Origin of the sequence: Paenalicyclobacillus ferrooxydans, assembly GCF_001399675.1 — a bacterium.
Lineage (GTDB): Bacteria > Bacillota > Bacilli > Alicyclobacillales > Alicyclobacillaceae > Alicyclobacillus_B > Alicyclobacillus_B ferrooxydans.
In genome coordinates, this window is record NZ_LJCO01000069.1 from 1 (window position 1) to 24,333 (window position 24,333).

General features: G+C 51.5%; 18 protein-coding genes. 8 read left to right on the plus strand and 10 right to left on the minus strand.

Going from position 1 to position 24,333, the window contains the following annotated elements; all coding sequences use genetic code 11:
- Positions 1-200 precede the first annotated feature (200 nt).
- From AN477_RS15365 to AN477_RS15380, 3 genes are all read right to left on the minus strand, one after another.
- The gene (locus AN477_RS15365) at positions 201-2,135 is read right to left on the minus strand and encodes a cation:proton antiporter domain-containing protein (protein WP_054970051.1); all 1,935 of its coding nucleotides are present in this window, start codon (positions 2,133-2,135) and stop codon (positions 201-203) included.
- Positions 2,136-2,343: 208 nt separating this feature from the next.
- A complete protein-coding gene (locus AN477_RS15370) occupies positions 2,344-3,312 on the minus strand; it encodes a polysaccharide deacetylase family protein (protein ID WP_054970052.1) in 969 nt (322 codons plus the stop codon).
- A 406-nt stretch (positions 3,313-3,718) separates the two neighbouring features.
- Positions 3,719-5,458, minus strand: a complete 1,740-nt coding sequence (locus AN477_RS15380) for a PHP domain-containing protein (RefSeq protein WP_054970054.1) — start codon at positions 5,456-5,458, stop codon at positions 3,719-3,721.
- 183 nt (positions 5,459-5,641) lie between these two features.
- Here AN477_RS15380 and AN477_RS15385 point away from each other — a divergent pair, with 183 nt between their 5' ends.
- Positions 5,642-6,091 (plus strand): DinB family protein, encoded by a 450-nt coding sequence (locus AN477_RS15385; protein WP_054970055.1) that lies wholly within the window; start codon positions 5,642-5,644, stop codon positions 6,089-6,091.
- Positions 6,092-6,457 (plus strand): DUF423 domain-containing protein, encoded by a 366-nt coding sequence (locus AN477_RS15390; RefSeq protein ID WP_054970056.1) that lies wholly within the window; start codon positions 6,092-6,094, stop codon positions 6,455-6,457.
- A 50-nt stretch (positions 6,458-6,507) separates the two neighbouring features.
- Here the strand turns inward: AN477_RS15390 and AN477_RS15395 are convergent, their stop codons facing one another.
- Together AN477_RS15395 and AN477_RS15400 are read right to left on the minus strand one after the other, a co-directional pair.
- On the minus strand, positions 6,508-7,446 hold the full coding sequence (locus AN477_RS15395) for an acetamidase/formamidase family protein (protein WP_054970057.1): 939 nt from the start codon (positions 7,444-7,446) through the stop codon (positions 6,508-6,510).
- 49 nt (positions 7,447-7,495) lie between these two features.
- On the minus strand, positions 7,496-9,058 hold the full coding sequence (locus AN477_RS15400; RefSeq protein WP_054970058.1) for an N-6 DNA methylase: 1,563 nt from the start codon (positions 9,056-9,058) through the stop codon (positions 7,496-7,498).
- 382 nt (positions 9,059-9,440) lie between these two features.
- Here AN477_RS15400 and AN477_RS24600 point away from each other — a divergent pair, with 382 nt between their 5' ends.
- Complete coding sequence (locus tag AN477_RS24600; RefSeq protein ID WP_157061998.1) at positions 9,441-9,611, plus strand: hypothetical protein; 171 nt, start codon at positions 9,441-9,443, stop codon at positions 9,609-9,611.
- A 54-nt stretch (positions 9,612-9,665) separates the two neighbouring features.
- Here the strand turns inward: AN477_RS24600 and AN477_RS15410 are convergent, their stop codons facing one another.
- Positions 9,666-10,349, minus strand: coding sequence for a tetratricopeptide repeat protein (locus AN477_RS15410; protein WP_054970060.1), 684 nt, complete (start codon positions 10,347-10,349; stop codon positions 9,666-9,668).
- Between the two features lie 174 nt (positions 10,350-10,523).
- Here AN477_RS15410 and AN477_RS15415 point away from each other — a divergent pair, with 174 nt between their 5' ends.
- Positions 10,524-11,798, plus strand: a complete 1,275-nt coding sequence (locus AN477_RS15415) for a glycoside hydrolase family 18 protein (protein WP_054970061.1) — start codon at positions 10,524-10,526, stop codon at positions 11,796-11,798.
- Positions 11,799-11,949: 151 nt separating this feature from the next.
- Here the strand turns inward: AN477_RS15415 and AN477_RS15420 are convergent, their stop codons facing one another.
- The 4 genes from AN477_RS15420 to acs form a co-directional block, all read right to left on the minus strand.
- Positions 11,950-12,381 carry a hypothetical protein gene (locus AN477_RS15420; RefSeq protein ID WP_054970062.1) on the minus strand — a complete coding sequence of 144 codons (432 nt, stop codon included), beginning with the start codon at positions 12,379-12,381 and terminating at the stop codon, positions 11,950-11,952.
- A 252-nt stretch (positions 12,382-12,633) separates the two neighbouring features.
- Complete coding sequence (locus AN477_RS15425; RefSeq protein ID WP_054970063.1) at positions 12,634-13,974, minus strand: MFS transporter; 1,341 nt, start codon at positions 13,972-13,974, stop codon at positions 12,634-12,636.
- Between the two features lie 371 nt (positions 13,975-14,345).
- Positions 14,346-14,939, minus strand: a complete 594-nt coding sequence (locus AN477_RS15430) for an acetate uptake transporter (protein ID WP_054970064.1) — start codon at positions 14,937-14,939, stop codon at positions 14,346-14,348.
- Positions 14,940-15,234: 295 nt separating this feature from the next.
- Positions 15,235-17,193 carry an acetate--CoA ligase gene (gene acs, locus AN477_RS15435; protein ID WP_054970065.1) on the minus strand — a complete coding sequence of 653 codons (1,959 nt, stop codon included), beginning with the start codon at positions 17,191-17,193 and terminating at the stop codon, positions 15,235-15,237.
- A 343-nt stretch (positions 17,194-17,536) separates the two neighbouring features.
- On the opposite strand from acs, the gene AN477_RS15440 reads away from it, so the two are divergent.
- From AN477_RS15440 to ppc, 4 genes are all read left to right on the plus strand, one after another.
- The gene (locus AN477_RS15440; protein ID WP_054970173.1) at positions 17,537-19,075 is read left to right on the plus strand and encodes a glycine betaine uptake BCCT transporter; all 1,539 of its coding nucleotides are present in this window, start codon (positions 17,537-17,539) and stop codon (positions 19,073-19,075) included.
- A 192-nt stretch (positions 19,076-19,267) separates the two neighbouring features.
- On the plus strand, positions 19,268-20,407 hold the full coding sequence (locus AN477_RS15445; protein WP_054970066.1) for a trans-sulfuration enzyme family protein: 1,140 nt from the start codon (positions 19,268-19,270) through the stop codon (positions 20,405-20,407).
- Between the two features lie 91 nt (positions 20,408-20,498).
- Positions 20,499-21,209, plus strand: a complete 711-nt coding sequence (gene deoD, locus AN477_RS15450; protein ID WP_054970067.1) for a purine-nucleoside phosphorylase — start codon at positions 20,499-20,501, stop codon at positions 21,207-21,209.
- 210 nt (positions 21,210-21,419) lie between these two features.
- Positions 21,420-24,329 (plus strand): phosphoenolpyruvate carboxylase, encoded by a 2,910-nt coding sequence (gene ppc / locus AN477_RS15455; protein WP_054970068.1) that lies wholly within the window; start codon positions 21,420-21,422, stop codon positions 24,327-24,329.
- Positions 24,330-24,333 lie beyond the last annotated feature (4 nt).

Sequence of the window (24,333 nt, forward strand, 5' to 3'; positions counted from 1 at the left end):
TGTGAAGAGCAGAATCCCCAACTTGTGGGACTCCTTGTGAAAGAGACAGGTGAAGCCTAGACGGTTCACAAGCGAGGGCTTAATCAACTCCGGCACGAATCACACATCATCCCATCAACCATGTGGTCATGGTTGGGCAAGCATGGCGAACCGCCGTATGCGGACCCGCATGTACGGTGGTGTGGGGAGACGGGGGCTTCTTACCCCCTCTTACCCGATTGTACAAATTGAGTAATGTCTTCGCGTTCCCCGACCACAAGAACGGTGTCCCCGACATGGAGCTCAGTGTGCCCGTGCGGTACAATCGGCTTTCCATCCCGTACAATGGACATAATCAGCAGGTTGCCAGGAAACTCAACCTCCATCAGGCGCTTACCATGATAGGCGTGACTGCACAGACGTACCTCTTGAATCTGCATGTCTCCAGGCCCGCGCAGAAGCTGCGTTGACACGGGATGATTGATTAACTGATCCATCAAGGCGACCTCGGCAAACTGCGAATTAATGACGACGAACGGTGCACTCTGACGGTGCTCCTCAAACAATCCGAGGTCTCGAATCGAGCAAATGACAGATTCGACTCCAAGTGAAACTGCAGCGCTTGCGAGTTGAATGTTCAGATGGTCGTCAGAGGTATAAGCAACCAGAGCTTTCGTTCCCTGTGGATGAATGTCCATTTTTGCCAATGCCGGGAGACAGTTTTCGATATCCTGGTCGCCTTGTCCTATATCCTCATGGTGCTTCGTGGGTTGTTCGATGGAAAGCCCTGTTTCCAACAGTGCTTGGTCCCAAGCCTGAACCCACAAAAAACGCTGGCTTTTAACGGATAACTCATCGACGAGCAATTTAGCCCCAGGCAGGTTACCGACAATGACAACTTGACGATCCACTGCGTGATCGCGATGCGGGAGCAGCTTCCCAAAAACTACTGGAGATATGATGGCTGTCAACATGGCAACGAGGATGATGGCCGTATCTACTCCGCGACTGATTGCACCGATTTGCATCCCTACTGCAGCTGCCGCAACCGTTACACTCATTTGAGTGGTCAGCAGTGCAGCGCCTGACAAGGTGTCGCGCCACGAGTAGCGTGATCGCAACAAAAGAACGGGAAGTCCCTTAAATACGTAAGTTGCAATAAACAGGACTGGCAACAGGATAAGGGCCTTTGGGTCTGAAAACAGGGATCGAAAATCAAAGTCGACGCCAACCATGATAAAGAAAATGGGAATGAGAAACCCAAAACCGATTGCATCGAGCTTATGGAATATATCTGACTTTGTTTCTTCGTTGACCAAGCCAACGAGTACCCCGGCCAGGAATGTTCCAAGGATAACTTGAACGCCGAGTGACTCTGCAAGGACCAGAAAGACAATCATGATGGCCATCGAGGCTCGAATACCCAGTTGTGCTGTGCCGTGAGCCAGGTTTTTAAAGGACCTGTAGTTTGAAAAACGGCGAAATAATCGGTACATGAAGAGTAAAGCAAAGATCAAAATGAACACGAACAATACTTTTGGCGAGAACCCGCCCTGGAACAGTGAAGCAGCAACGGAGATGAGCAGCATCGTCACAAAGTCAGCAAACATTGCCGCCGCCAGAATCAGTTGTCCGAATTCAGAATCCAGCAGGTCGTACTCTTTTAAGACGGGTACGACGATGGTCAAAGACGTGGTGGTAATGATGAGGGCAAGCAGAAAGGGACTTCGAATCAGGTGCAGGTGGTGCAGATAAATGGACAGCGCGATCGAAAGTCCGAATGTGAGGACGCAGGAAATCAGTGCAAACGCCAGCGGATTTCTGATCAGGCTGAACATACCACGGGTGACGCGGGCACCTTCTGAAGAAGTTGAATTTTGAGCCTGTGTGCGGCGTTTCGGCAGCAGTGTCTTGAAGTCTAATTCAAGTCCAGATACGAACATTAAGTAAGCAAGGCCGAAGAACTGTAAGAACTGCAGCCACTGAGATGATTGAATGATGTTGAATCCACTTTTCCCTACAATCACCCCCACAAGAATCTCGCCAACCACAATGGGGATGCGCACAACTTTGATCTTCGAAACAATCAACGGCACAAGCAACGCCAGTACCGTCACAATCAAGAGCGACTCCAGAGAAAACGTCGAATTTTCCATACAACACTCCTTATCTTGATGGTAAACCTTTTATCTTCGTGTCACTGTGCCACAAGTATAAACGATTGACGCGTTGTTGGTAGTTTTGCTCCAATCATGTGTATGTAACCAGAGTAAAACAGATACCTGAACCCGGGCGGGGTCAGGTATCTAGTGTTGTTGAAGGATTCATGGCAAGGATTCATGGCCGGGGTTGATGGAAAAGGGTTCACCGCAGAGACGGGGCCAGCATTTTGGCGAAGTCTGAAATCGGCATATCCTCCCAGACTCGAAGGCGGTGCAGTTGGTACGCTCCTTGGTTGGCATTCGCATATCCCGGGTGTTCTGTAAAGGCCAACAGGTAACCGTCTGTTTGTAAATTGCGGATGGTCGTTGCAGTGTATTTACTGCTCGGGTAACAGAAGTACAGTACGGGGTGGTGCAGATGAGCCGTGAGCACTTTTGCAGAATTGATGAGTTCCCTCTGTTGCGCAGCTTGGGTCGCCAAAGACATGTCAATATGGTGAATGGTGTGAGACTCCACGTCGATAACACCGCTCGTCTCCATAGCGGATAACTGTTGCCAGGTGAGCATCGCGAATTTCCCTGTGTGGCCGACTGCACCCGTTATCAGGAATACAGTTGCTGGAAAGTTGTATTTCTGAAGGACCGGGTAAGCGTTGGAATAGACACTTTCATATCCATCGTCAAACGTGATCACGATGGGACGCGAAGGAAGTGCGCCTTTTCGATACATCGCAGCATATAACTGTCCGAGGTGAATCGGGTGAAACCCGTGTTGATGGAGCCAAGCCATTTCGGATGAAAATTGTGTTTGTGACATGCCAAGGCTGTTGTGCGGAAGATACGTGACGTCGTGGTACATCAGGACGGGTACAGAAAGTCCCAGGTTAGGTTTATTGACGCTTGTGTGCTCGTATTTCACTGGTGATGCCGTCCAATGCGTACCCTCAGGTGTTGTCTCGACAGGACGAGTGGGGCGATGGTGAGACTCCTCAGTCTGGATTCCCATTCGAGTTTCTGGTTTTGGGGCTTGCGCGGTGGTCTCTTGAATGCCGCGGATCCTCGATGATGACTGAGGAGCACAACCAGCGACGAACAACAGGGTCAAGCAACTGCAAAGTGTTGTCAATCGTGCAGCGGATCGAGCGAGCTTCTTGAAACGAGTTTGTCTCATGCAGTTAGACGCTCCTCCCATCAAGATTCTGGTACCGTTATCGACTCAACATTTATGGGTCTGCATAATTATGGGTTTACATCACATGATTGGTTTCCAGCGTTATTGGCTTGAATCGTTATCGTTTCAGTCGTGCCAGTTTGAGTGTAAATTTGGACAGCAGCAGATAGGATGGGCGCACAACTGCATGTTATACACCGACTTCCATGCGTTTGGCATACATGAAGCCGTGACCCGCTGGGGCAGGTTAAGCAAAACGGGATTGAGGTGCCCGTGAATTATGCGGGGAACAACAGGGTCCTGCAGGACGGCGGGGGGCTTGGTAAGGTGGGGTATATCAGCATTAGCCCAAGCCGCTACTGGGGGCAACGGATCAGCACTATCAAGGGTATGTTCTGAGTCATCGTCACGGACTCTGCCTCGGTCTGTGCAAAGCCTCTATCAAATCGGTATACGGGAGTGCATTTAAGACATTCTCTTGGTACAACCATCCGCGCTGTGCCATCCGAACGCCATAGTTGATGTTCTGAAACTCACCACGATGATGAGTGTCGGTGTTGATCGGAACCAACATGCCCTTCGCCTTCACAGTGCGGAGCGGTTGCTCAAAAATATCGAGTCGGTTCGGATTGGCGTTCAGTTCCAGCATCACTCCATGAGTGAACGCAGCCTCAACAATCCGATTTAGATCTAGGTCATAGCCGGATCGCCTGCCCAAAATTCGGCCCGTCAAATGACCGATGATGTGGACTGCGGGATGTTCGATGGCGCGCAGGATTCGCTCGGTCATCTCCTCTTTGGTTTGATGCATCGCACTGTGAACGGATGCGATAACGAGATCGAGCTCGAACAGCGTGTCGTCAGGTAAATCAAGCCGGCCGTCGGCTAAGATATCAACTTCAGAGCCGTGGAGAATTCTGACTGGTGTATGCTTTTGTACCTCGGCGATTTCCTCTCGTTGTTGGCGAAGCCTTTCGGGTGTTAGACCGTTTGCGATGGTCAGGGATTGAGAGTGATCTGTGACAGCGATGTACTCATAGCCAAGTTCCTCTGCCATTTGAGCGATTTCAGAAATGGACAGTGAGCCGTCGCTCCACGTCGAATGCACGTGCAGATCACCCATAATGTCTGATGGCTGAATGAGTCTCGAGGGCGTGCACAGGAGACCATTGTCCTCTCGTACCTCCGGCGGGAAATAGGGTAATCCGAGCAGGGCATAAATCTCTTCTTCGCTGTTGACTTGAAGCGAGTCACGATTCCATTCGATGTTCTGCTGCATCAGCAGACCCGATATGACAGCTTGATGGGTCTGATCGCCCGTCGTCTCCATCAACCTTCGCGCATAGTCCGCCTCGGTGACGGTATGAATGTGGACTGGGATGTCGTCGCCGTGAACAGGCAGCAAGACGTTAAAGCCGCTTTGTCCAGAGATGGGGTCAGTACTGTTTTTTGACAGGTCCTCTCTGCAAACGGGGTCTTTGCTGGTCTTCTTCTGGAGCGTGAATTGGGCTGCCCACTCGGTGAGCGGGCCTGCATTGTCCAGTGCGGCGATAACTTCAATCTCCGGAACTGCAACAACGGACCGTCGGAGCGATCCGGTGAGAGACGCACGTGACACGCCTTGTATCTGAGATACCAGTTCGACCAGTTGGATTCCTAATGGCCAAGCCAGGGCAATCGGTATGGAGTGTTTGCGGTCCAAAAACACCCGCAGGTCCCGCCGAAGGCGGGCAAGGCGTTTGCTGCCAATACCGGGGACGCCTTGGAGGCTGCCATTTTGAAGCGCTCGGTTCAGTTCCTCAGCACAATGGATGCCGAACTGGTGAACGAGAGCATGCGCCGTCTTTGGGCCAATACCAGGGAGACGCAACAGTTCTGCGCAAGACAGTGGAATGTTAACGTGTAAGCGCTGCAGTAAGGCTTGCATGCCGCCTTCTTGCAAGGCGGTGACCATCGCGAGGGTTTCACGTCCGACCCCTTTGATACTGCCAGGCGGAAGGCTGAGGATCTCCCCGATTGAAAGAGGGGAGTCAGAAATCGCATCAGCCGACAAACTGTGAGCCCGAATACTGTATAGATTCGCACCCTCAATGGCCCATAAATCATTTGCCAGTCTGAGACATCTTACAATCTCCAACTTGTCCATTCGTGGTCACCCCTTCCGATTGTTACTGCTCTCTCTATCGTAGACCAGCCTACGGATTTTCAATCTGTGAGTGCAGTTGTGTCGAGAGTGCAATCCTGTTCAATCAGAGGTAACATATACGTGCATAGGTATATGCCTGAATGAGCTTAGCCTAAGCTTTATAGGATGAGGAGGAATTTTCGGATGGTTAAAGAGGTTGCAGACCAGTTGGCCCTGCTTACGATGATTCACGCAACAATTGATAAGATGGTTGAGGGGCTCTCAGATGAGGAGTGGACGAAGAAGAGCGGCGAAGGTTACAACAGTGTAGCCGCTGTCATCGATCATGTGCTTCTTGTTGAGGAGAAGTTCCTCTCTGTCTATACAGGGACAATCAGCGACGTAAATACACAGACTCCTTTTCAGAGCGCGCCTGCTGACTTGGCCGACATTCGCAGCCGTTGGGAAGCCAGCTTAGGCAAGGCAGAGTCAACCCTCTCCGGGCTGACTGAATCTGATCTCGATGCACCTGCTATCAAGCTCGGCGTTGGTGAGCTCAACAAGCGGCAGCTGCTCGCATACATGATTGCTCACACAGCACATCATCGCGGCCAGATTCCGATTATCAAAAAACTGAACCAAGGAGTGAAGTGAGTGGAGTTTGTCACACTCGCGGCCATCTTTGGGTTTCTCGCGGTGGCACTGGGCGCTTTCGGCGCCCATGCCCTCCGGGACAAGCTTTCTGCTGCCAATACACTTGGCGTCTATGAAAAAGGCGTCGCTTATCAGATGTATCATGCACTGGCTTTGTTTGGCACCGGTATTCTGCTTCATGTCGGTGCCACCCACAGTAACCTGGTACCGATTGCAGGCTGGCTTTTTGCAGCCGGGATTGTGCTCTTTTCGGGAAGCCTGTATCTGCTCAGTCTCTCTGGTAAACGGGCTCTCGGTGCAATCACGCCGCTTGGTGGTCTCTGCTTTCTAGCCGGTTGGGTACTGATATTGTTTGCTGTGGTGTGACGCACCGTCCACGTGAACGTCGCGCTTGACGTAAAGGTGCCAGGAGGGTCCTACACTCGTTTTTGGATTCCGCGGATAGCACCGTGTGGAAGCACTGCGTGGACTCCACGAGTTTGATTGACGATCTGTGTCACTCGAAGGTCCACGACCACACTGGCGAGTGCGAGTGCCTCAGCCCGTGTCAACGGATACAACTCCACCATAAACTTCACCATTTCCTCAAGAGCCATTGCGGTTGCCTCGTTCAGGTCCTCATGAAACCCAAATGTGATCCATGCCGAGGGTGTTTTTGCTCTCGGCATGCTTAGATTCATGCCCTTGAGCAGGAAAAACGTCAAGTCGACTACCTCCATGCCGCATTCAATCGCAGTCACCGAAACCTCCCCGTCACCCTGAGCTGCGTGTCCATCCCCGGTGGAGAACAATGCCCCTTCAGTTGCAACAGGTAAGTACAATGTGCTGCCCGCAATCAACTCTTTACAGTCGATGTTTCCACCGCAAAAACGCGGAGGGACGGTTGAGTGGATCCCAGGCTCCGCGGGGGCCAAGCCCATCATACCCATGAACGGTTGCAAGGCAACTTGATGTCCAAACTGGTTTGTGCCGGTCATGGTGTCGATATCGATGGACCAATTCAGGCGTGTCCGGTGCCCGGCATCCGCGATGCCAAGGCGCTCGTTCACTGCATGGGGGAATCCTCCAGCAACATTCCAGCCCCATTTTCCCGGGGTAATCTGATTCACCTGTACGGCAAGTACATCACCAGGCTCTGCACCTCGTACGGCCACAGGGCCAATCAAGGCATGCCCACGGTCAGTCTCGGGGTGACGCCCTTCAAACGTGGATCCGGACGGAGCAATTGTCCAGCCTGCATCGAGCGTCTGAAATCGGACCGTATCGCCAGAGTCAATGGTCAAGACAGGCGGAAATTCACGTGAAAAGGATCCCCTGAGTGTATCCCTGGACGGTGCAAGGTGGTGGATCGCCATATCAATCATCCTCCATAACATATCGGTTGTTTACACTTATATCGACGGCTCACAACGACTCAAACATGTTTGCACAAAATTCCTCAATCCGTGCTTGGTCTATCGCTTCAATGCGATAGACGTCAAAAATCAATTGGTCAATCGTTTGTTGGAGCAAAACTGGGTCGTAGGCGGTTTTAGATCGGCGAACTTCGACAATTTCCTCGGCAATATTTGCAATGCGGTGCTTGATTGTTGGCTCCGGTTCAACATATGGGAGGCGCTTAATGTACCCGGCTGTGACCATGTTTGTGCGATTCAAAACAGCTCGGATCAAGTATTTGACGAGTAAGCTGTTGAGAAACCCGAGTATGTAAAAGAGGTCTTCTCTCGACTTTGCAAAGAAGTTCCCGTTCACGCCAAACAGGCAACCCGCAGGTAAATACGCTGCAGAGAACTCAATTCCCATCGAAGAGCACGTGACGCCTTCCCGAAAGTAATATTCTGCATTGCGCGCCAGAAAGTCTTTATTGTTCATGCTGGCCGTTTTCCAGTCTCTGCCAATCCAGTATGGGGTCTCGTAGAACCATGCATCTCCGGCGCCGCCATTCTTGTAAAAAGGTACCCAAGTGTCGTCGTCCGATCCGTTACCAGAGGTGGTTGCACCAAAGGTGTCGCCGCCCGCGTCAGCCGATGGTTGTCCAGGGTTCCGTCCAACCCTGTCTGGTTCATTACATTTGCGCAGGAACTTTGCGTCGTTTCCAGTTGATATGCCAGTGCCTCCTGCAACGATGTCTCCCAACCGAGTGCCCGTGGTCTGAAATATCTCAATTATGCACTTTGGTACATTGATGAAAAAGGTGTGGTTGTCCATCTGCATGAAGTACTTTTGTTCGATCCGCTGGACCCTGTTTATACCAGGGCAGTGATACGACTGTTCATCCGGGAGTCGATCTACTAAATGCATGACATGTGCAGCACGCCTCGCTGCATTGATCTCACCCGTGCGCTTTTCGAGAATCAGGATGGCTGTACGGACGTCAGCATTCTTTTGATGGAATAAGCGGCGAGGAGCAAGCGTGATTTCATGAATCAAACAGTTGTCCACAACATATTTTCGGAAATTTTTGTAGTATACGTTAGTAAGAAAGGAATCTTGAACAATGACGCAGAGCACCCCGCCTTCCCTGAGGGAGCGGATGGCGTGAACAACAAACATGGAGTACATGTTCTGGATACCGACATCCTTGAACTGCACGTCTAACCGAGAACGATTTTGCTGAATATACACACTTTCTCGCTTTGACTTGTATGGCGGATTGCCAATAATCGCATCAAAACCACCCTGCTCCGAAGCAAGGAAGTCCTGACACTCGGCATTGATATGTGGAGGGAGACTGGCCACTGCTGTCGGATCGATATCAAAAGCGAGAATAGATGCTGGATGGACCCCGTGGCGTTGCAGGGACTCGACAAAGATGCCATCGCCGGCAGCTGGGTCGAGAATGGAGACATGATGCATTTGTTCTTGTGCCCTGCGAATCTGTAAAAAGGTCAGCAACCGTTCTACCATGTAGTCTACGGTCTGAATTGGAGTTGAGTACTGCCCGAGGCTGCGCTTGGTATCTAACATTCTATCCACTCCGGTCGACAGCAGTATACCATGTCGAATGAGGCAGAGGGGAAGGGATTATCAATGACTGAGCAGGCGTTTAACGAAGAAGAAGCGATCTCCTTCGGACAACTGATAGCCATTGCAGAAGCGATGTACGCACCGGGTCTCACGAACCCTCCCATACCTCCTGATTTGTCCGCGGATTGGGACGTCCTCATCGATGACATTAAGTCAACTCACTCCAATTCCCGGAATTGCGCCATACCATCAGTTGCTTTCATCATCTGTATACGTATCTGTATGTCCTTGGGGATCATGTAGACATCAGCAGTTAAGGCATAAGACGTTTCCTTCGACACATACTGAAAGGGTCGTTAACGTTGTGCGAGGAGGCGAACGGATGTCCCATAAGAGAACGAATGACGAGTCTAAAGTCGCGTGGCCGTTTAAGGATGAACATGAAAAAGGTTTGAGGAACAAACACGTTGACTTACCGAGCATGCGTACAGAGCTCACTCAGCAATCCATCGACCGCGGGTCAGGGGATTCAACGAGCAGCAAACGTGGTTAGGCCACGGCCACCCGAGTCAGGGTGGCCGTTTCATCTGCGAACAAGATGGGGTACCTAGCCCCGTCCCCCGAAGGTGACTCGAAAAAGGGCAAAGATTGCCCATCGCCGATCTCTTCTCTTCCGAAAACGAGGCAGCATACGATAAGTATCCAGGCATTCTCGCCAAGCTTCTTGTGCTCCTCTGGAGTTCCCGAGGAGTTGCTGCAGTTTCCCCATACGATAATAAGACTCACAGGAGGAGACGTTCTGCTGTTGAAAGGCATTTAAATACGCCACAGCTCTGTCTGGGTGCGTGTTTGCAACACCGGCGGCGAGCCTGAGGTAGGGCTCGCCATAATTAAGTCTCTTGTCGATTTCCAAGGACTGTATAATCAGAGACTCGCCTCGTTCTTTGTCTTCGAGGTTCAGATGGCATAAGCCTGTTAAATACAAGATCTCGGCCGAACCTTGCATTTGCTTTGGTAAACTCTCGAGCAGAGAGAGTGCTGTCTGATATTTGTGAACCTCGATGTACGCCTCAGCCAAATCATGTTTTGCAGGAGTGTCATGCGGATTCAACTGCACTTGTCGCCGCAGGTACGACATCCTTCTTTGCCGTTGAAAAGGCTTGGCAATGCTGGGCAACAACCCAATGTATCGACGGTCAACAAAATAGTAGATGGCCAGGATCACAATAATGGCCAGGAATGGATTTCCGGTGATTCTCAAGATGAGGTAAAAGACCAGAAGTTTTCCCATCTCAGTCTCCCGTGACAATGGATTTTACAATCACGCATCACTCCCTCCTATGATACCAAACGAATTTCACTTCCTCCTCAAATTTCCGATATCTTTTAGGCTTCCGCCTATCCAGCCCACGTTTTCCTGCATAGGCTGACGTGTAGATTTCAAAAACAGGAGGGCGGAGCGAGCATGCAAATTCATGTGGTTCGACCTGGGCAATCACTTTGGTCATTATCACAGCTGTACCGGGTGAGTGTTCAGGACATCATCAATACCAATGGCATCACTCAACCGAATCAGTTGGTTGTAGGACAGGCACTAGTCATTCCCATACCGAGGCGCACGTATGTCGTGCAACCTGGGGATTCTCTTTACACCATTGCAGAACAGTTCGGCACATCCGTGGCTACAATTGCAGGACAAAATCAAATCAGTCCATCTGCGCAGTTGACCGCAGGCCAGGTTCTGCAAGTGCCTCGGACGACGCGCAGGACGATTGAAGTGAATGCCTATCTGACTGATTTTGGTCAGCGAGGGCAGCAGACAGTTCAGCAAATTGGACCGGTTATCACCTATTTGAGCCCATTTAGTTATCACGTAGGCAGAGATGGTTCGCTGACTCCGCTGAATGACACAACCGTACTCAATCTCGCAAAGGCGCAAGGGGTGGCGCCACTGTTAGTCATCAGCAACTGGGAGGGGGCCATGTTCAATTCGGACCTGGCTCATACAATCTTAAACACTCAAACCGTTCAGGAAACCCTGATTAACGATGTGCTTAACACCATGAAAAGCAAGGGACATCGAGGTCTGAATATAGACTTTGAGTACATCTATCCATACGACCGTGAACCGTATAATCGTTTCCTTCAAAAAGTGACAACCCGGCTTCACGCAGAGGGCTTTACCGTTTCCACTGCACTGGCACCAAAATCCTCTGGTACGCAACAAGGGCTGCTCTACGAAGCCCATGATTACCCTGCACACGGAAGATTGGCTGACTTTGTGGTTCTAATGACGTATGAGTGGGGATGGATCGGCGGGCCGCCCATGGCAGTATCTCCTGTCAACGATATCCGGAAGGTGCTCGATTACGCGGTAACTGCGATTCCGCGCGACAAAATCTTAATGGGCATGTCGATCTATGGGTACGACTGGACGCTTCCGTTCGTTGCTGGTCAGTCCCGGGCTCAGACGTTGACGCCGCTCGGAGCAGCACAGCGGGCAGCAACGTATAACGTGCCGATTGGATACGACACCGGATCTGAAGCACCGAACTACCAATATACGGACGCTGCCGGGAGGCAGCACCAAGTCTGGTTTGAAGATGCTCGCAGTTTTCAGGCTAAGCTTGGTCTGGTTCAGTCCTATGGCCTGCGCGGGTTTAGTTTTTGGTCGTATCCAACGGACTTCCCGCAAGTTCCCTTGGTCCTTACGGACAGCTTCAGAGTACGGAAATTCTAATTCAAATTCTGAGCCCTTTGAGGCACAAACGATTCAGGGCATGATGAAGCGCTGCGAGAAGGCACTGCAAACCGTCTGGAGCGGTCAGCAGTTGCAGTACGCAGCGCTTCGTTACCATGTATGCCGCTGAGCCTTTAGATACATCTTTGCATCAGGGTGAGACCATTGGGTTGTCCGTGTAATGTTGATAGTAGTGCTTATGAACGGGTACGACGTTGTACCTGTGAACGTGAATGATTGGATGCACTATAGGGACCTCTTGCGAGATGCTGTGGTCATGGAACACGTACTGGGGTTCGCAAACAATCGGCGGACATGGATGGCACATGACCTTGTGTGCATGCTTCTTATGGGCGTATTCGGCGTGGTAGACCTTTTTTTCCGTTTTCATCTCAAATTGCTGGACGGCCATGCCATGAGAGTGACCGTAGCTCACTGAAGGTTGCGGAACCGGCATTTCCTTCTTTTTGTAGGCCTTAGGCGGGACCACTGAAGATTCATCTTTATGCGCCATGTAAGCAGGGGATTCTTCATCCTTCATTTCGTGTTCATGGTGCTGCCATTCCTTACCCTTTTCAGTCATTTTTGCACTCGCCCCTTCCTGAAGATACACTACATGTATGAATACCTAGGTACCAATGCCCTAGTCATTTGACCATTTTCTTGCATTCTTCTTCAGGCGCAGGTTCCCCACTCTTGCATTCAAGCAGTTCCTGGAGCGCTTGCTGCGACAGCAATGGCGTGCCATACGGCACGCCATTGGTTATTGCTTAGTCACTGCTCCCTCAGTTCGGTGCAAGTGCAATTCACCCGCGGTTGATCGGCCTTTCCTTTATTACTGTGCTGCATTCTTTGGACGACGGAACCACGGACCCTTTGCCGTGAAAAGTACAATGCCGTACAGGATGATGCCTACGATACAGATATAGAACCATCCTTTAAATCCAATGGCATTGACGATGACAAAGGTAAGGCCGCCAAAGATACCTGCAAGGACGTACTGGGCGAATGACCACAATGCCCACCCGGATCCCTGAAGGGTTGGGTGAATGTCCTCCAAGTTTTCTGAGTAGAGGGCCATCCAAGGACCAAAGCCGATACCGAGCAGGATCCCTTGGATCGACGTGTACCAAATCATGGTCGATACACTGACGGTGTGGCCAATCAAGTGAATCCAGAAGAACATGAAGATCAGAACTCCAACGACGCCAACCATTGAGCAGATTTTGCGGAGTTGGAGTTTGTCTGAAATAATGCCAACCAGAATTAGGGAACCAAGGTTTGCCAGCCAGAAGTAACTAGCGATACCAGCTGCTTGTGACGGAGCGTACTTGAATACCTCGGAAAGATAGAGCGGCCCGTACGCTGTTGTGAAATAGTACACCAACAGGAAGAGCACGATGCCCACTGCCAGAGCCCAGATACGGAACGACCCAAAGACAAGTCTTGGATTTGCGATCTCGCCTGTGTTGTGCCGAGCTTGGTCTTGTGCTTTTTCGACGTCCCGATGGTCCTTAATGATTTGTGCCCGCAGACTCGGAGACAGATCGCGAATGAAAAACGCGACGACGATGCTGATAACCAAACAAACGGATCCCATGATGTAAAACTGTGATTGCCAGTGATCGTGGAAGGCTGGCAATGTCCATCCGGCGACACCTGCTGCAAGAAAGTTGGCCCCGACTGGACCAAATGTCCAGAGTCCAAAGCCGAGCGCTCGACCAACGCGTGGTGTGAAGTCTCGTACCAGACCCGTGGTTGCAGGAAGTACGAGCCCAAGAATGACAGCCATAATGAATCGAACGATGATAAAGTCAAGTGTAGTGTGTACGAAAACCATGGAGAAGACAGCGAGTGCCGTAACAAAGGTGCCAAACACGACAAAAAAGGTTCTGCCATAGCGATCAAAGCGTGATCCGAGAACCATGGAAACAATGCCGGAGATGACTGTTGTGCCACCCATGATAAACCCATAGTCAATCAGGTTCAGTTTGAGAAAGGGTAATAAGAGCGGTACGACTGGAGCTAATTCGCCCTCATAATTCGCAACGATGTTTGCGATGACAACCAACACCAAAAGACCAACCTGCAGCCAACCGCGCGGATATACCTCGACATCGCGCTTGGCAAACCACCCGACAATACCACGGGGGTTTTCTGAGATTACTGTGGACATGCATTCATTCCTCCTAATGGCCATCAACAATTTTCGTAAAGCGCTTACAGAAAGCCCTTACACAAAAATCTTGCACGAGACCTGAGGGGACCGACCACAACAACAGAACAAACAAGGCGAAGCGAGGGACATCACACAACGGAGCAACGAAGCCACTGTGTTATTAAATTATCACATTTATCCAAATATTTAAATGGATATTCGGGTGAAAGTGATCATTATGAAAATGATTTGCATATAGGAACGGATAACATGTGGGGTCCTGCACGGATGGGGCACAACGTAAACAGCACTGGAGACCAAGCTTGGTCTCCAGTGGCATAACCTGCATTTGTATCGCTTACGCAGAGAAGGTACCGAATGTGGTCGACTTAGTTTGCGCGGGTCATGCCGCCTCCCGCAGACTGGGGACGGGACATCGGCTGCCCAACAGGGAAGATGGTGCGCCCTGCGACTGAGTTAATCACTCCCGCAGCAGAGGTGTACAACGCCAGAATGCCGCAAACGAGACCAATCCAACCGCCAACCTGGCTCCCCATCACATTGAAATTTCCCAGTGCCAGGAACACGAAGGCAAGCCACAAGGTCAAGAAGACAAAGAACAATGCACGGTTCAGATAGAACGTGCCAATCCACAGGTAGAACGTCAGAATCCCGTACATCAAAAGGAATACACCCATGCCGGCTTTAGGGGCTGCGTGCACAATGAAGTAGAAGGCAATCCAGAATGCACCATACGATGTGAAAGCGGTTGCACCGAAGGTATTGCCTTTCTTGAATTCCCACATGCCAGCCAGCAACTGAGCACCGCCGCCGTAGCAAAGCGCGAGCCCAAGCACCACGCCGAGGGCGTTTGGTGATGTGACATGGGCGTTAATCAGACTGAGAATAACCGTTGTAATGCCGAAGCCTGCGAGTCCAAGCGGACCTGGATCGGCAATCGTAACCTTTGCTTCATCGGACATGGAGATTCTCCTCTCAAATTAGAACAATGTTTTGACAAAACATTTCGTTGAGGTCATGACTGAGACGACATTTCGGCGCCTCGAGACCGACAACAATCGACATATGATTCAGACATCTAATTCAAAATGACTGTGCTCTGGGGTTGACACCTCCTCGCGCGCACCTGATTCATGCGTGGTCTGGGACTGCCACAAAGGATGTGAAAATAGCAGAAGAAATGAGTATATGTGACCTGCTGACCGACAGTTTCGGTCAGCAGGGCGACATCAGAGGAACTGAGAACAATCGTCTTGATTAAGACTCAGTATGTGCGTATTGATTTTTGAGGGATTCAACCACGCTCGGATCCGCAAGCGTAGTCGTGTCTCCAAGCACGCGGCCTTCCGCAATATCGCGAAGCAGACGGCGCATGATCTTTGCGCTGCGCGTCTTCGGCAGCTCTGCAGTAAAGATAATTTCTTCCGGACGTGCCATCGCACCAATTTTCTCGACCACGTGTTGTTTGATTTGTGCAACAAGTTCCGGTGAGGTTTCGATACCTTCCTTCACGGTTACGAAAGCAGTGATGGCCTGGCCTTTGACTTCATGCGAGCGGCCGATGACTGCTGCCTCTGCCACTGACTTATGGTCAACAATTGCACTCTCGACTTCCATCGTCCCGATGCGGTGACCGGATACGTTGATGACATCGTCAATGCGGCCGAGAATCCAGAAGTAGCTGTCTTCATCCTTGTGTGCACCGTCACCGGGGAGATAGATGCCTTCAAATTGGCCAAAGTACGTGCGCTTGAAGCGGTCATCGTCACCCCATACGGTGCGCAGCATGGACGGCCAAGGCTTTTTGACGACCAAATAGCCGCCATGTCCGGGCTCAACAGAGTTGCCTTGCTCATCCACAATATCTGCATCAATGCCTGGCACAGGCCGAGTGGCTGATCCTGGCTTGGTCGTCGTAATACCCGGTAACGGCGCAATCATTGCGCAGCCTGTTTCGGTTTGCCACCAAGTGTCAACAATCGGGCAACGGCCTTTCCCGATGTGTTCGTGGTACCACATCCAGGCTTCCGGGTTGATGGGTTCGCCAACCGTTCCGAGCAGCCGGAGACTGTCAAGGTTATGCTTTTCTGCATACTGCGGTCCCCACTTCATAAATGTGCGAATGGATGTGGGTGCAGTGTACAGGATGGTTGCACTGTACTTTTCAACGATAGCCCAGAACCGGTCCCTCTCAGGGAAGTCTGGAGCTCCTTCATACATCACCACGGTCGCTCCTGCAGTCAGAGGCCCGTAGACAATATAGGTGTGACCGGTAACCCAACCGATATCAGCGGTACAGAAGAAGATGTCTTCTTCTTTCAGGTCGAACACGCTGCGCATCGAGGTATTTACACCGACCAAGTAACCTCCGGTTGTGTGAACAATCCCCTTCGGTTTACCGGTTGTTCCGGACGTGTACAGCAGATAGAGGATATCTTCAGCATCCATCTCCTCCGCAGGGCAAGGTGTCGTCGGTGCCTTTGCCATCTCCTCGTGCCAGTAGACGTCTCGTCCTTCAACCATTGTTGCATTCGACTTTTCTCCGATCCGCTGTACAACGACCACCTTGCGTACTTTGGTCCCTTCTACAGCTTCGTCCGCGTTTGCCTTCAATGGGACGATACCGCCGCGGCGCCAACCACCGTCTGCGGTGATGAGTACATCCGAGTCGCCGTCAAGAATCCGGTCCTGGAGACTCTTGGCTGAAAAGCCACCGAACACAACAGAGTGGATGGCGCCAATCTTTGCGCAAGCCAACAGCGTAATGGGGAGTTCCGGGATCATCGGCAGGTAGACCGTGACGCGGTCCCCCTTCTTCACACCGAGATTCTTCAGCATGTGAGCTGCTTTGTCTACTTCGCGGCCCAGCATCTCATAGGTATATACTTTATCGTCGCCAGGCTCGCCTTCCCAGATAATTGCCGCTTTGTTTTTCCGGGGACCTTGGCGATGTCTGTCCACTGCATTGTATGCAGCGTTCAGTTTGCCGCCGACAAACCATTTTGCGTGTGGCGGGTTCCATTCCAGAACCTTGTCGTAGGGTTTGAACCAAGTAATGTTCTCTGCTTGTTCCGCCCAATACCCATCAGGGTCTTTCAGGGCTCGTTCATAGACGCCAGGATCGTTAAAATTCGCCTGTTTCGCGAATGCTTCAGAGGGTGGGAAAGATCGCTGCTCGTGTAATAAGGTATCCAGTTGGTTGTTAACCTCAGACATTTTCAAAACTCCCTTCAGCCGATTGTTAAGTGACGTTGGCTGTAATCCGATCTCATTTGACAAGTGTGGCGGTGAAAATCCGCCGGCCCGACGTGTAAGCACACCGCAAACGCTTACAAGCATGTATATATAGAACAGTTTAAATTATACGAGCAATTCTGCTAGATACGCAATAAAACAGAAGGCAAATCGACAGGTTGCAGAAAAATATTACGAGATACGACACAATATCCATTCTAATTAATCTTTACAGGAAAACGACACCTGCTAGTTAACTGAACCTCTCATAAATGAACAAGGTGCGGGGAAAGATCCACTGCAGTCGCACTTGGGGGTGGTTCACCTGGTATTTATTATTTCTATTGTCATCGTTGTGCTTTTCGTCATTTGGGGCGCATTGGCTCCGCATCAGTTGTCTGCTGGCGCAAACTACATGCTCAGTTTCACGACAGATAAGTTCGGTTGGTTCTATCTCATCGCTGCCTTCGGTTTTCTTGTCTTCACTCTGTATCTTGCGTTCGGGAAGTACGGGAAAATTCGCCTTGGGGCTGACGATGAGGAACCTGAGTATTCGTATGTAACTTGGTTTGCCATGTTGTTCAGCGCGGGAATGGGGATTGGTCTTGTGTTTTGGGGTGTCGCGGAGCCCATTGACCACTATGTTTCGCCGCCGATGGGATTGACTCCGAAATCCTCTGAAGCAGCGACATGGGCAGAACGGTACAGTTTTTTCCATTGGGGATTACAACCGTGGGCCATCTATGCTGTGATTGGACTTGCCTTGGCGTATTTCAACTTCCGTAAGGGTTCCAAAGGCCTTATTAGTGCGACCTTCTATCCCATACTTGGTGACAGAGTCAACGGAAGCATTGGCAAGACCATTGATATCCTGGCCGTTCTTGCTACGGTATTTGGTGTCGCGACGTCACTTGGACTTGGCACACTGCAAATTAATGGTGGCCTAAATGCTTTGTTTGGCGTTCCGTCTACTCGCATTCTGCAGATTTCTATCATCGCAGTTGTGACGGTGCTGTTTTTGATTTCGGCAACAACAGGGTTAGACAAGGGCATCAAGATTCTTAGCAATACCAATCTCATCGTAGCAGCCGTGTTGCTCTTGTTTACGTTGTTTTTGGGACCAACGTGGTTTCTGTTTGATACGTTTACATCGACGCTCGGCGGTTACCTCCAAAATCTCGTACGGATGAGCCTCCGGCTGGCGCCATTTCGGCCGAGTACGTGGATTGCCAACTGGACTCTCTTTTACTGGGCCTGGTGGATTGCATGGGCGCCGTTTGTTGGCATGTTTATCGCCCGTGTCTCAAGGGGACGGACCATCCGTGAGTTTGTGACCGGTGTGCTTCTGGTCCCAAGTCTCGTGAGTTTTCTCTGGTTTTCTGTATTTGGTGGAACGGCATTGCATCTGCAAATGTTTCAAGGCGTAGATATTGCTTCTGTGGTGCAAAAGGACATGTCAAAAGCCTTATTTGTTGTGTTACGGCACCTTCCGTTGGGGTGGCCGCTGGCGGTGATTGCCACAATTCTAATTGTGACCTTCTTTGTGACGTCAGCGGATTCCGCGACTTTCGTGCTTGGTATGCTGTCTTCCGACGGGAGTTTAAATCCATCTAACCGAGTGAAGGTAACTTGGGGCATATTGCAGTCCTTGATTGCGGTGGTACTCTTGCTTAGCGGAGGGTTACAAGGACTGCAGACTGCATCCATTGTTGCCGCGCTTCCCTTTGCCGTTATCATGATTGTGATGTGCTATTCCTTGGTGAAAGCTCTGAATGAGGATTTACGGAACCAACGTCGACAAGAGAATGAAGAAATTCGCCGGATAAGGGTTCTGCTTCAAGCGGATAAAAGAACCTCTCCGTGAAGGTAACAGTTCTAGTGGCAGAAAAAGCCGAAACGAAGGAACAATGCTCGCTGCATAAATCGCCTTATTCTATAAAGTCCTTGACTCCCATCAGAAAAGTGTGTATTTTGACCGACAGAAGATCACACCAGGTGGGAGACGAGGGACGGAGCACGCCTTCGGATCAGGGCCTGCAGCGAGGAGAGACCAGCTTTGAAACTAGAGACGAAGCTTGCCCAGGCTGGAAATCGGATCGATAAGACAACGGGAGCAATTTCAATCCCGATTCACCATTCGACGACTTACGCGCACCCGCGTTTTACAGAAAGTACAGGCTTTGACTACTCACGGATGGGGAATCCAACCAGGCAGGTCTTGGAACAGACCATTGCGGAACTGGAAGGCGGTACAGCCGGATTTGCGTTTGCCTCTGGTATGGCTGCCATTCACTGTGTCTGCCAGTTGTTTCAATCCGGCGATCACCTGATTGTGTCCAATGACCTATACGGCGGCACATATCGGCTGATTGAACAAATTCTGCGGCCGATTGGTGTGAGCGCCACGTACGTAAATACATCCGATACGGCGCAGGTCGAGGCAGCTATGAGTACTGCGACAAAGGCGATTTTCATTGAGACGCCGACCAATCCAACGATGCAGATTACGGATATTAGGGCGTGTGTCGAGCTTGCGCAGTTAAAAGGCGTCACGGTTATTGTCGATAATACGTTTATGACGCCGGTGTACCAGAGACCGCTCGAGCTTGGTGCAGACATCGTTGTCCACTCTGCCACGAAGTTTCTCGGCGGCCACAACGATGTCCTTGCGGGCCTCGTGGTCACCAAAGACAGCTTTCTCGCACAGCGTATTGCCTTCTACCAAAACGCGATTGGGGCGGTACTGGGTCCACAGGATGCCTGGTTACTCCTGCGTGGGATGAAGACACTTGCACTTCGGATGGAGCGGCATGAAGAAAATGCCCGCGCGCTCGCTGATTGGCTCGTCACCCACCCGGCAATTACCCGAGTCTACTACCCGGGGCTATCCACTCATCCCGGCAAGCAGGTGCAGGAACGACAATCCACCGGTTACGGGGGCGTGATTTCGTTTGAGGTGGCAGACAAATCAATGGCGCCGCATGTCCTCGACGCCGTTCGGTTAATCACGTTTGCGGAGAGTCTCGGCGGCGTCGAGTCCTTAATCACGTTCCCTGCGGTCCAGACCCATGCGGATATCCCGCAAGCCGTTCGGGAATCGATTGGCGTGACGGAGAGACTGCTTCGCTTGTCCGTTGGCATCGAACATATCGAGGACCTAAAGGCAGACCTTGAACAGGCCCTTGCGAGTGCTTAGATTCGTCATTTGAGTCCAAAAAGGTTATAATACACACTACATGTTCCATCTGCGTCACGAATCTGCGCGTCACTCAAAGGAGGTTCCTGTGATGAGCGTACACATCAGCGCGAATGCCGGGGAAATTGCAGACACTATTTTACTTCCGGGAGATCCGCTCCGTGCTAAGTTCATCGCGGAAAACTTCTTGGAGAATGCAAAGTGCTATAACGAAGTCCGCGGGATGTACGGGTTTACTGGACAATACCGCGGAAAACGCGTATCTGTTCAGGGAACAGGGATGGGCGTGCCCTCGATTTCGATTTACGCGAATGAGTTAATGCAGAGCTATGAGGTCAAAAGCCTCATTCGGGTCGGCACGTGCGGTGCATATCAGCCGTCCATTCGTGTGCGCGATCTCGTTTTAGCCATGGCAGCGTCCACGGACTCTGCTGTGAATCGGGTCCGCTTTCCACACCTCGACTATGCACCAACTGCGGATTTCAATCTTCTTCAAAAAGCCTTTCAGGCGGCCGTCGCAAAGGGCGTTTCCGTTCACGTCGGGTCGGTTTTTACCAGCGACTCGTTTTACCGTGAAGAAGGGGACACCACGGTAGAACGTTTAACGGCTTACGGAACCTTGGCGGTCGAGATGGAGACTGCGGCGCTGTACACACTTGCAGCCAAGTACGGAGCGAAGGCTCTGTCCGTGCTGACCGTCAGTGATCACCTCGTCACAGGGGAGGAGACATCCTCTGAAGAGCGTCAGTCCTCTTTTGCAGACATGATAGATGTTGCTCTGCAAGCTGCCACTGCGGAATAACCCGATTTCATCAAGAAAAAACACCTGCCACCTTAGCGTTAGCACAGGTTTTGCGTGTTTCACGCCTGCCAACCATCCAACTTTTTTGCGTCCAAATGGATGCTCCGTCACATGCGAAGACAGCGATCTGCAGGTGCAAGGATATCTGCGCATAGATATCTCGCTAGAGGACGCACAGACAAAGAGGAATCATTGGAGGGAGAGAACCGGATGCCAGAACGCGAAGTGACTGAAGCACCCTTACACAGAGATATCAGAATCCTCGGTAACATACTTGGCGAAATCATTGTTGAACAGTGCGGGAAAGCTGTTTTTGATCACGTTGAAAACCTCCGCTCTCTATCAAAAGCATTTCGCCAGGCCCCGTCGGACGACTTGAAGCAAGCCTTTCAAGACTATGTGAATGCAGTCTCAGTCGACGATCGCCTTTTTGTTATCCGGTCGTTCGCGCTTTACTTTGAGCTCATCAACTTGGCTGAACAGCATCACCGGATCCGCAGAAAACGCGAGTACGAGAGAGCTGAGCGGCCTGTCTTGCAGCGAGGATCGATTGAAAGTGCCATGGCCGCGTTTCAAGCTCGCGGTATCGACGCGGAACACCTGAAAAACATCGTCGAAGGCCTTGGTGTCGAACTCGTTTTAACGGCGCATCCAACGGAAGCGACGAGACGCAGCATTCTAGATAAGCACCAACGGATAGCGGTCCTTCTCGAACGTTTGGACGATCCGCTGCTCTCAACCCGCGCAGCGCGCACGATTGAGCGTGAAATCCGTGCGGAGATCGTGAGCATTTGGCAGACCAGTCCAATTCGGGATAAGCGGATCACGGTGCTTGGCGAGGTCAGAAACGGACTTTACTTTCTCGACAGCATCCTGTTTGACATCCTGCCCGAAGTCCACCTGCACCTCGAAGAAGAACTCACAAAAGCATACCCGAATCAAGATTGGCAGGTGCCGAGCTTTCTTCGTTTCGGTTCTTGGATGGGTGGAGACCGGGATGGAAATCCCAATGTCACGGCTGATATCACGTGGCAGACGCTCCTGATTCACTTTGAACTGGCACTCAGCAAATACGCCCAGCGGCTTGAGACGATGTCGCTCGACCTCAGCCAATCATCCACTCTTGTCCCGGTTAGCGACGAATTGATTGCGTCACTGCAATTGCAGACAGCCAGCGAAATTCCATCTGAGCCTTACCGGGCCAAGATCGACCACATGATGGCTCGCTTAGCCTCTTCTCGGGTGGGACTTGAAACGGCACGGAAAGGTAGTCTGCTCGGTTCAACTGCAGCTTCCAACCCGAGCCAAAGTGGAGGCACGGACCACGTACCGGATTCGGGTCAGAAACCGGGTCAGGACAGATCAGGATATATCCGCCCTTATACAGGCGCCAAGGAGTTGCTGGCCGACTTGTACCTCATCGACCGCTCTTTGCGGGAAAACCACGGAGCAGAGGTGGCGGATGCAAAGGTCAGGCCGCTCATTCAGCAGGTGGAGTTATTCGGTTTTCACATGGCTACCCTCGACATTCGGCAGCACAGCGGTGTGCACGAATCGAGCGTGGCGGAGCTTTTAAAGGCGGCTCAGATTCGCTCTGATTACATGGAAATGCAAGAGGACGAACGGATTGCTCTCCTCACGGATCTGATTGTTGACCCGCGCCCCGTATGGAGCCGCTTCTATCAACTCTCACCGACGACGATGGAAGCCTTGAAGGTGTTTGACATCATCAAGCTCGGGAAAGACCAACTCGGTGAAGACTGTATCCAGACGTATCTCATCTCGATGACACAGGGTGTCAGTGACCTCCTTGAGGTCCTGTTTTTGGCGAAAGAAGCGGGACTCGTGCAGGTTGAGAACGGTGAGATTGTGGAAAGTCGGTTGAATGTGGTTCCTTTGTTTGAAACGATTGACGACCTGCGGCGAGCGCCGAGTATGGTCGAAGAACTGCTGACCAACCCGACTTTCAAAAGCCAGGTCAGAGCCCATGGTCAGTCACAGGAGATCATGCTCGGGTATTCCGACAGCAACAAAGACGGTGGTGTCCTTACGGCCAACTGGGAATTGTACAAAGCGCAAAAGGCGATGCTTCAGAGTGCCAAAGAACACGGTGTGCGGCTCAAGTTCTTTCACGGTCGCGGCGGTGCGCTGGGGCGCGGCGGCGGTCCAGTCGAACGCAGCATTCTTGCCCAGCCGCCAGAGGCGCTGCTCGGTAAAGTCAAGATAACCGAGCAAGGAGAGGTCATCGCGCAGAGATACAGCCATCCTGGGCTTGCCGAGCGTTCATTGGAGTCGGCGGTGGCCGCAGTCCTCACTGGATCGCTGAATGTCCAGACCCCATCCATGCAACGTACGGAAACCATGTGGTCGAGTATTGTTGAGCGACTGTCTGAAACTTCCTATCAGTGCTATCACAACTTTATCTACGGTACAGAAGACTTCCTTCCCTACTTTCAACAGGCAACGCCCATCAATGAAATCGGGGCGTTGAATATCGGATCGCGCCCGGCGAAGCGCAAAAACTCCGCTCGCATTGAGGACTTGCGTGCCATTCCTTGGGTGTTTTCTTGGACTCAAACGCGACACCTGTTGCCTGCATGGTTTGGTTTTGGGACTGCCGTCGAGGAGTATATGGCGGGACTCGGAGATGATCCAACGGCAACGTTTGGCGCTGAAAAAAACCTGCTTACGGAGCGCAACAAGCGGATGCGGACGCTTCGCGACATGAATAAAAAATGGCCTTTCTTTCGGGCACTCGTAGACAACCTGCAGATGGCGTTGGCGAAGACGGACCTCACCATCGCCTCCGCGTATGTGGAATTGGTTGAGGATGAGACGCTCGCACGGCGCGTCTTTGCAGGGATTGAGGCCGAGTTTGAGCGCACAAGGCATTGGGTGCTCGAAATTACTGAGCAGGCGGAACTGCTCGATAACAGCCCGGTCATCAAGGAGTCGATTCGGCTTCGCAATCCGTATGTCGATCCGCTTTCCTACTTCCAGGTCGCATTGCTGAAAGAATTGCGGACGTTAAGTACGGATGACCCGCGCTATGCGGAAACGCTCCAGGCTGTGCTTTGGACCATTAAAGGCATCGCATCCGGACTTCGTAATACAGGCTGAGATA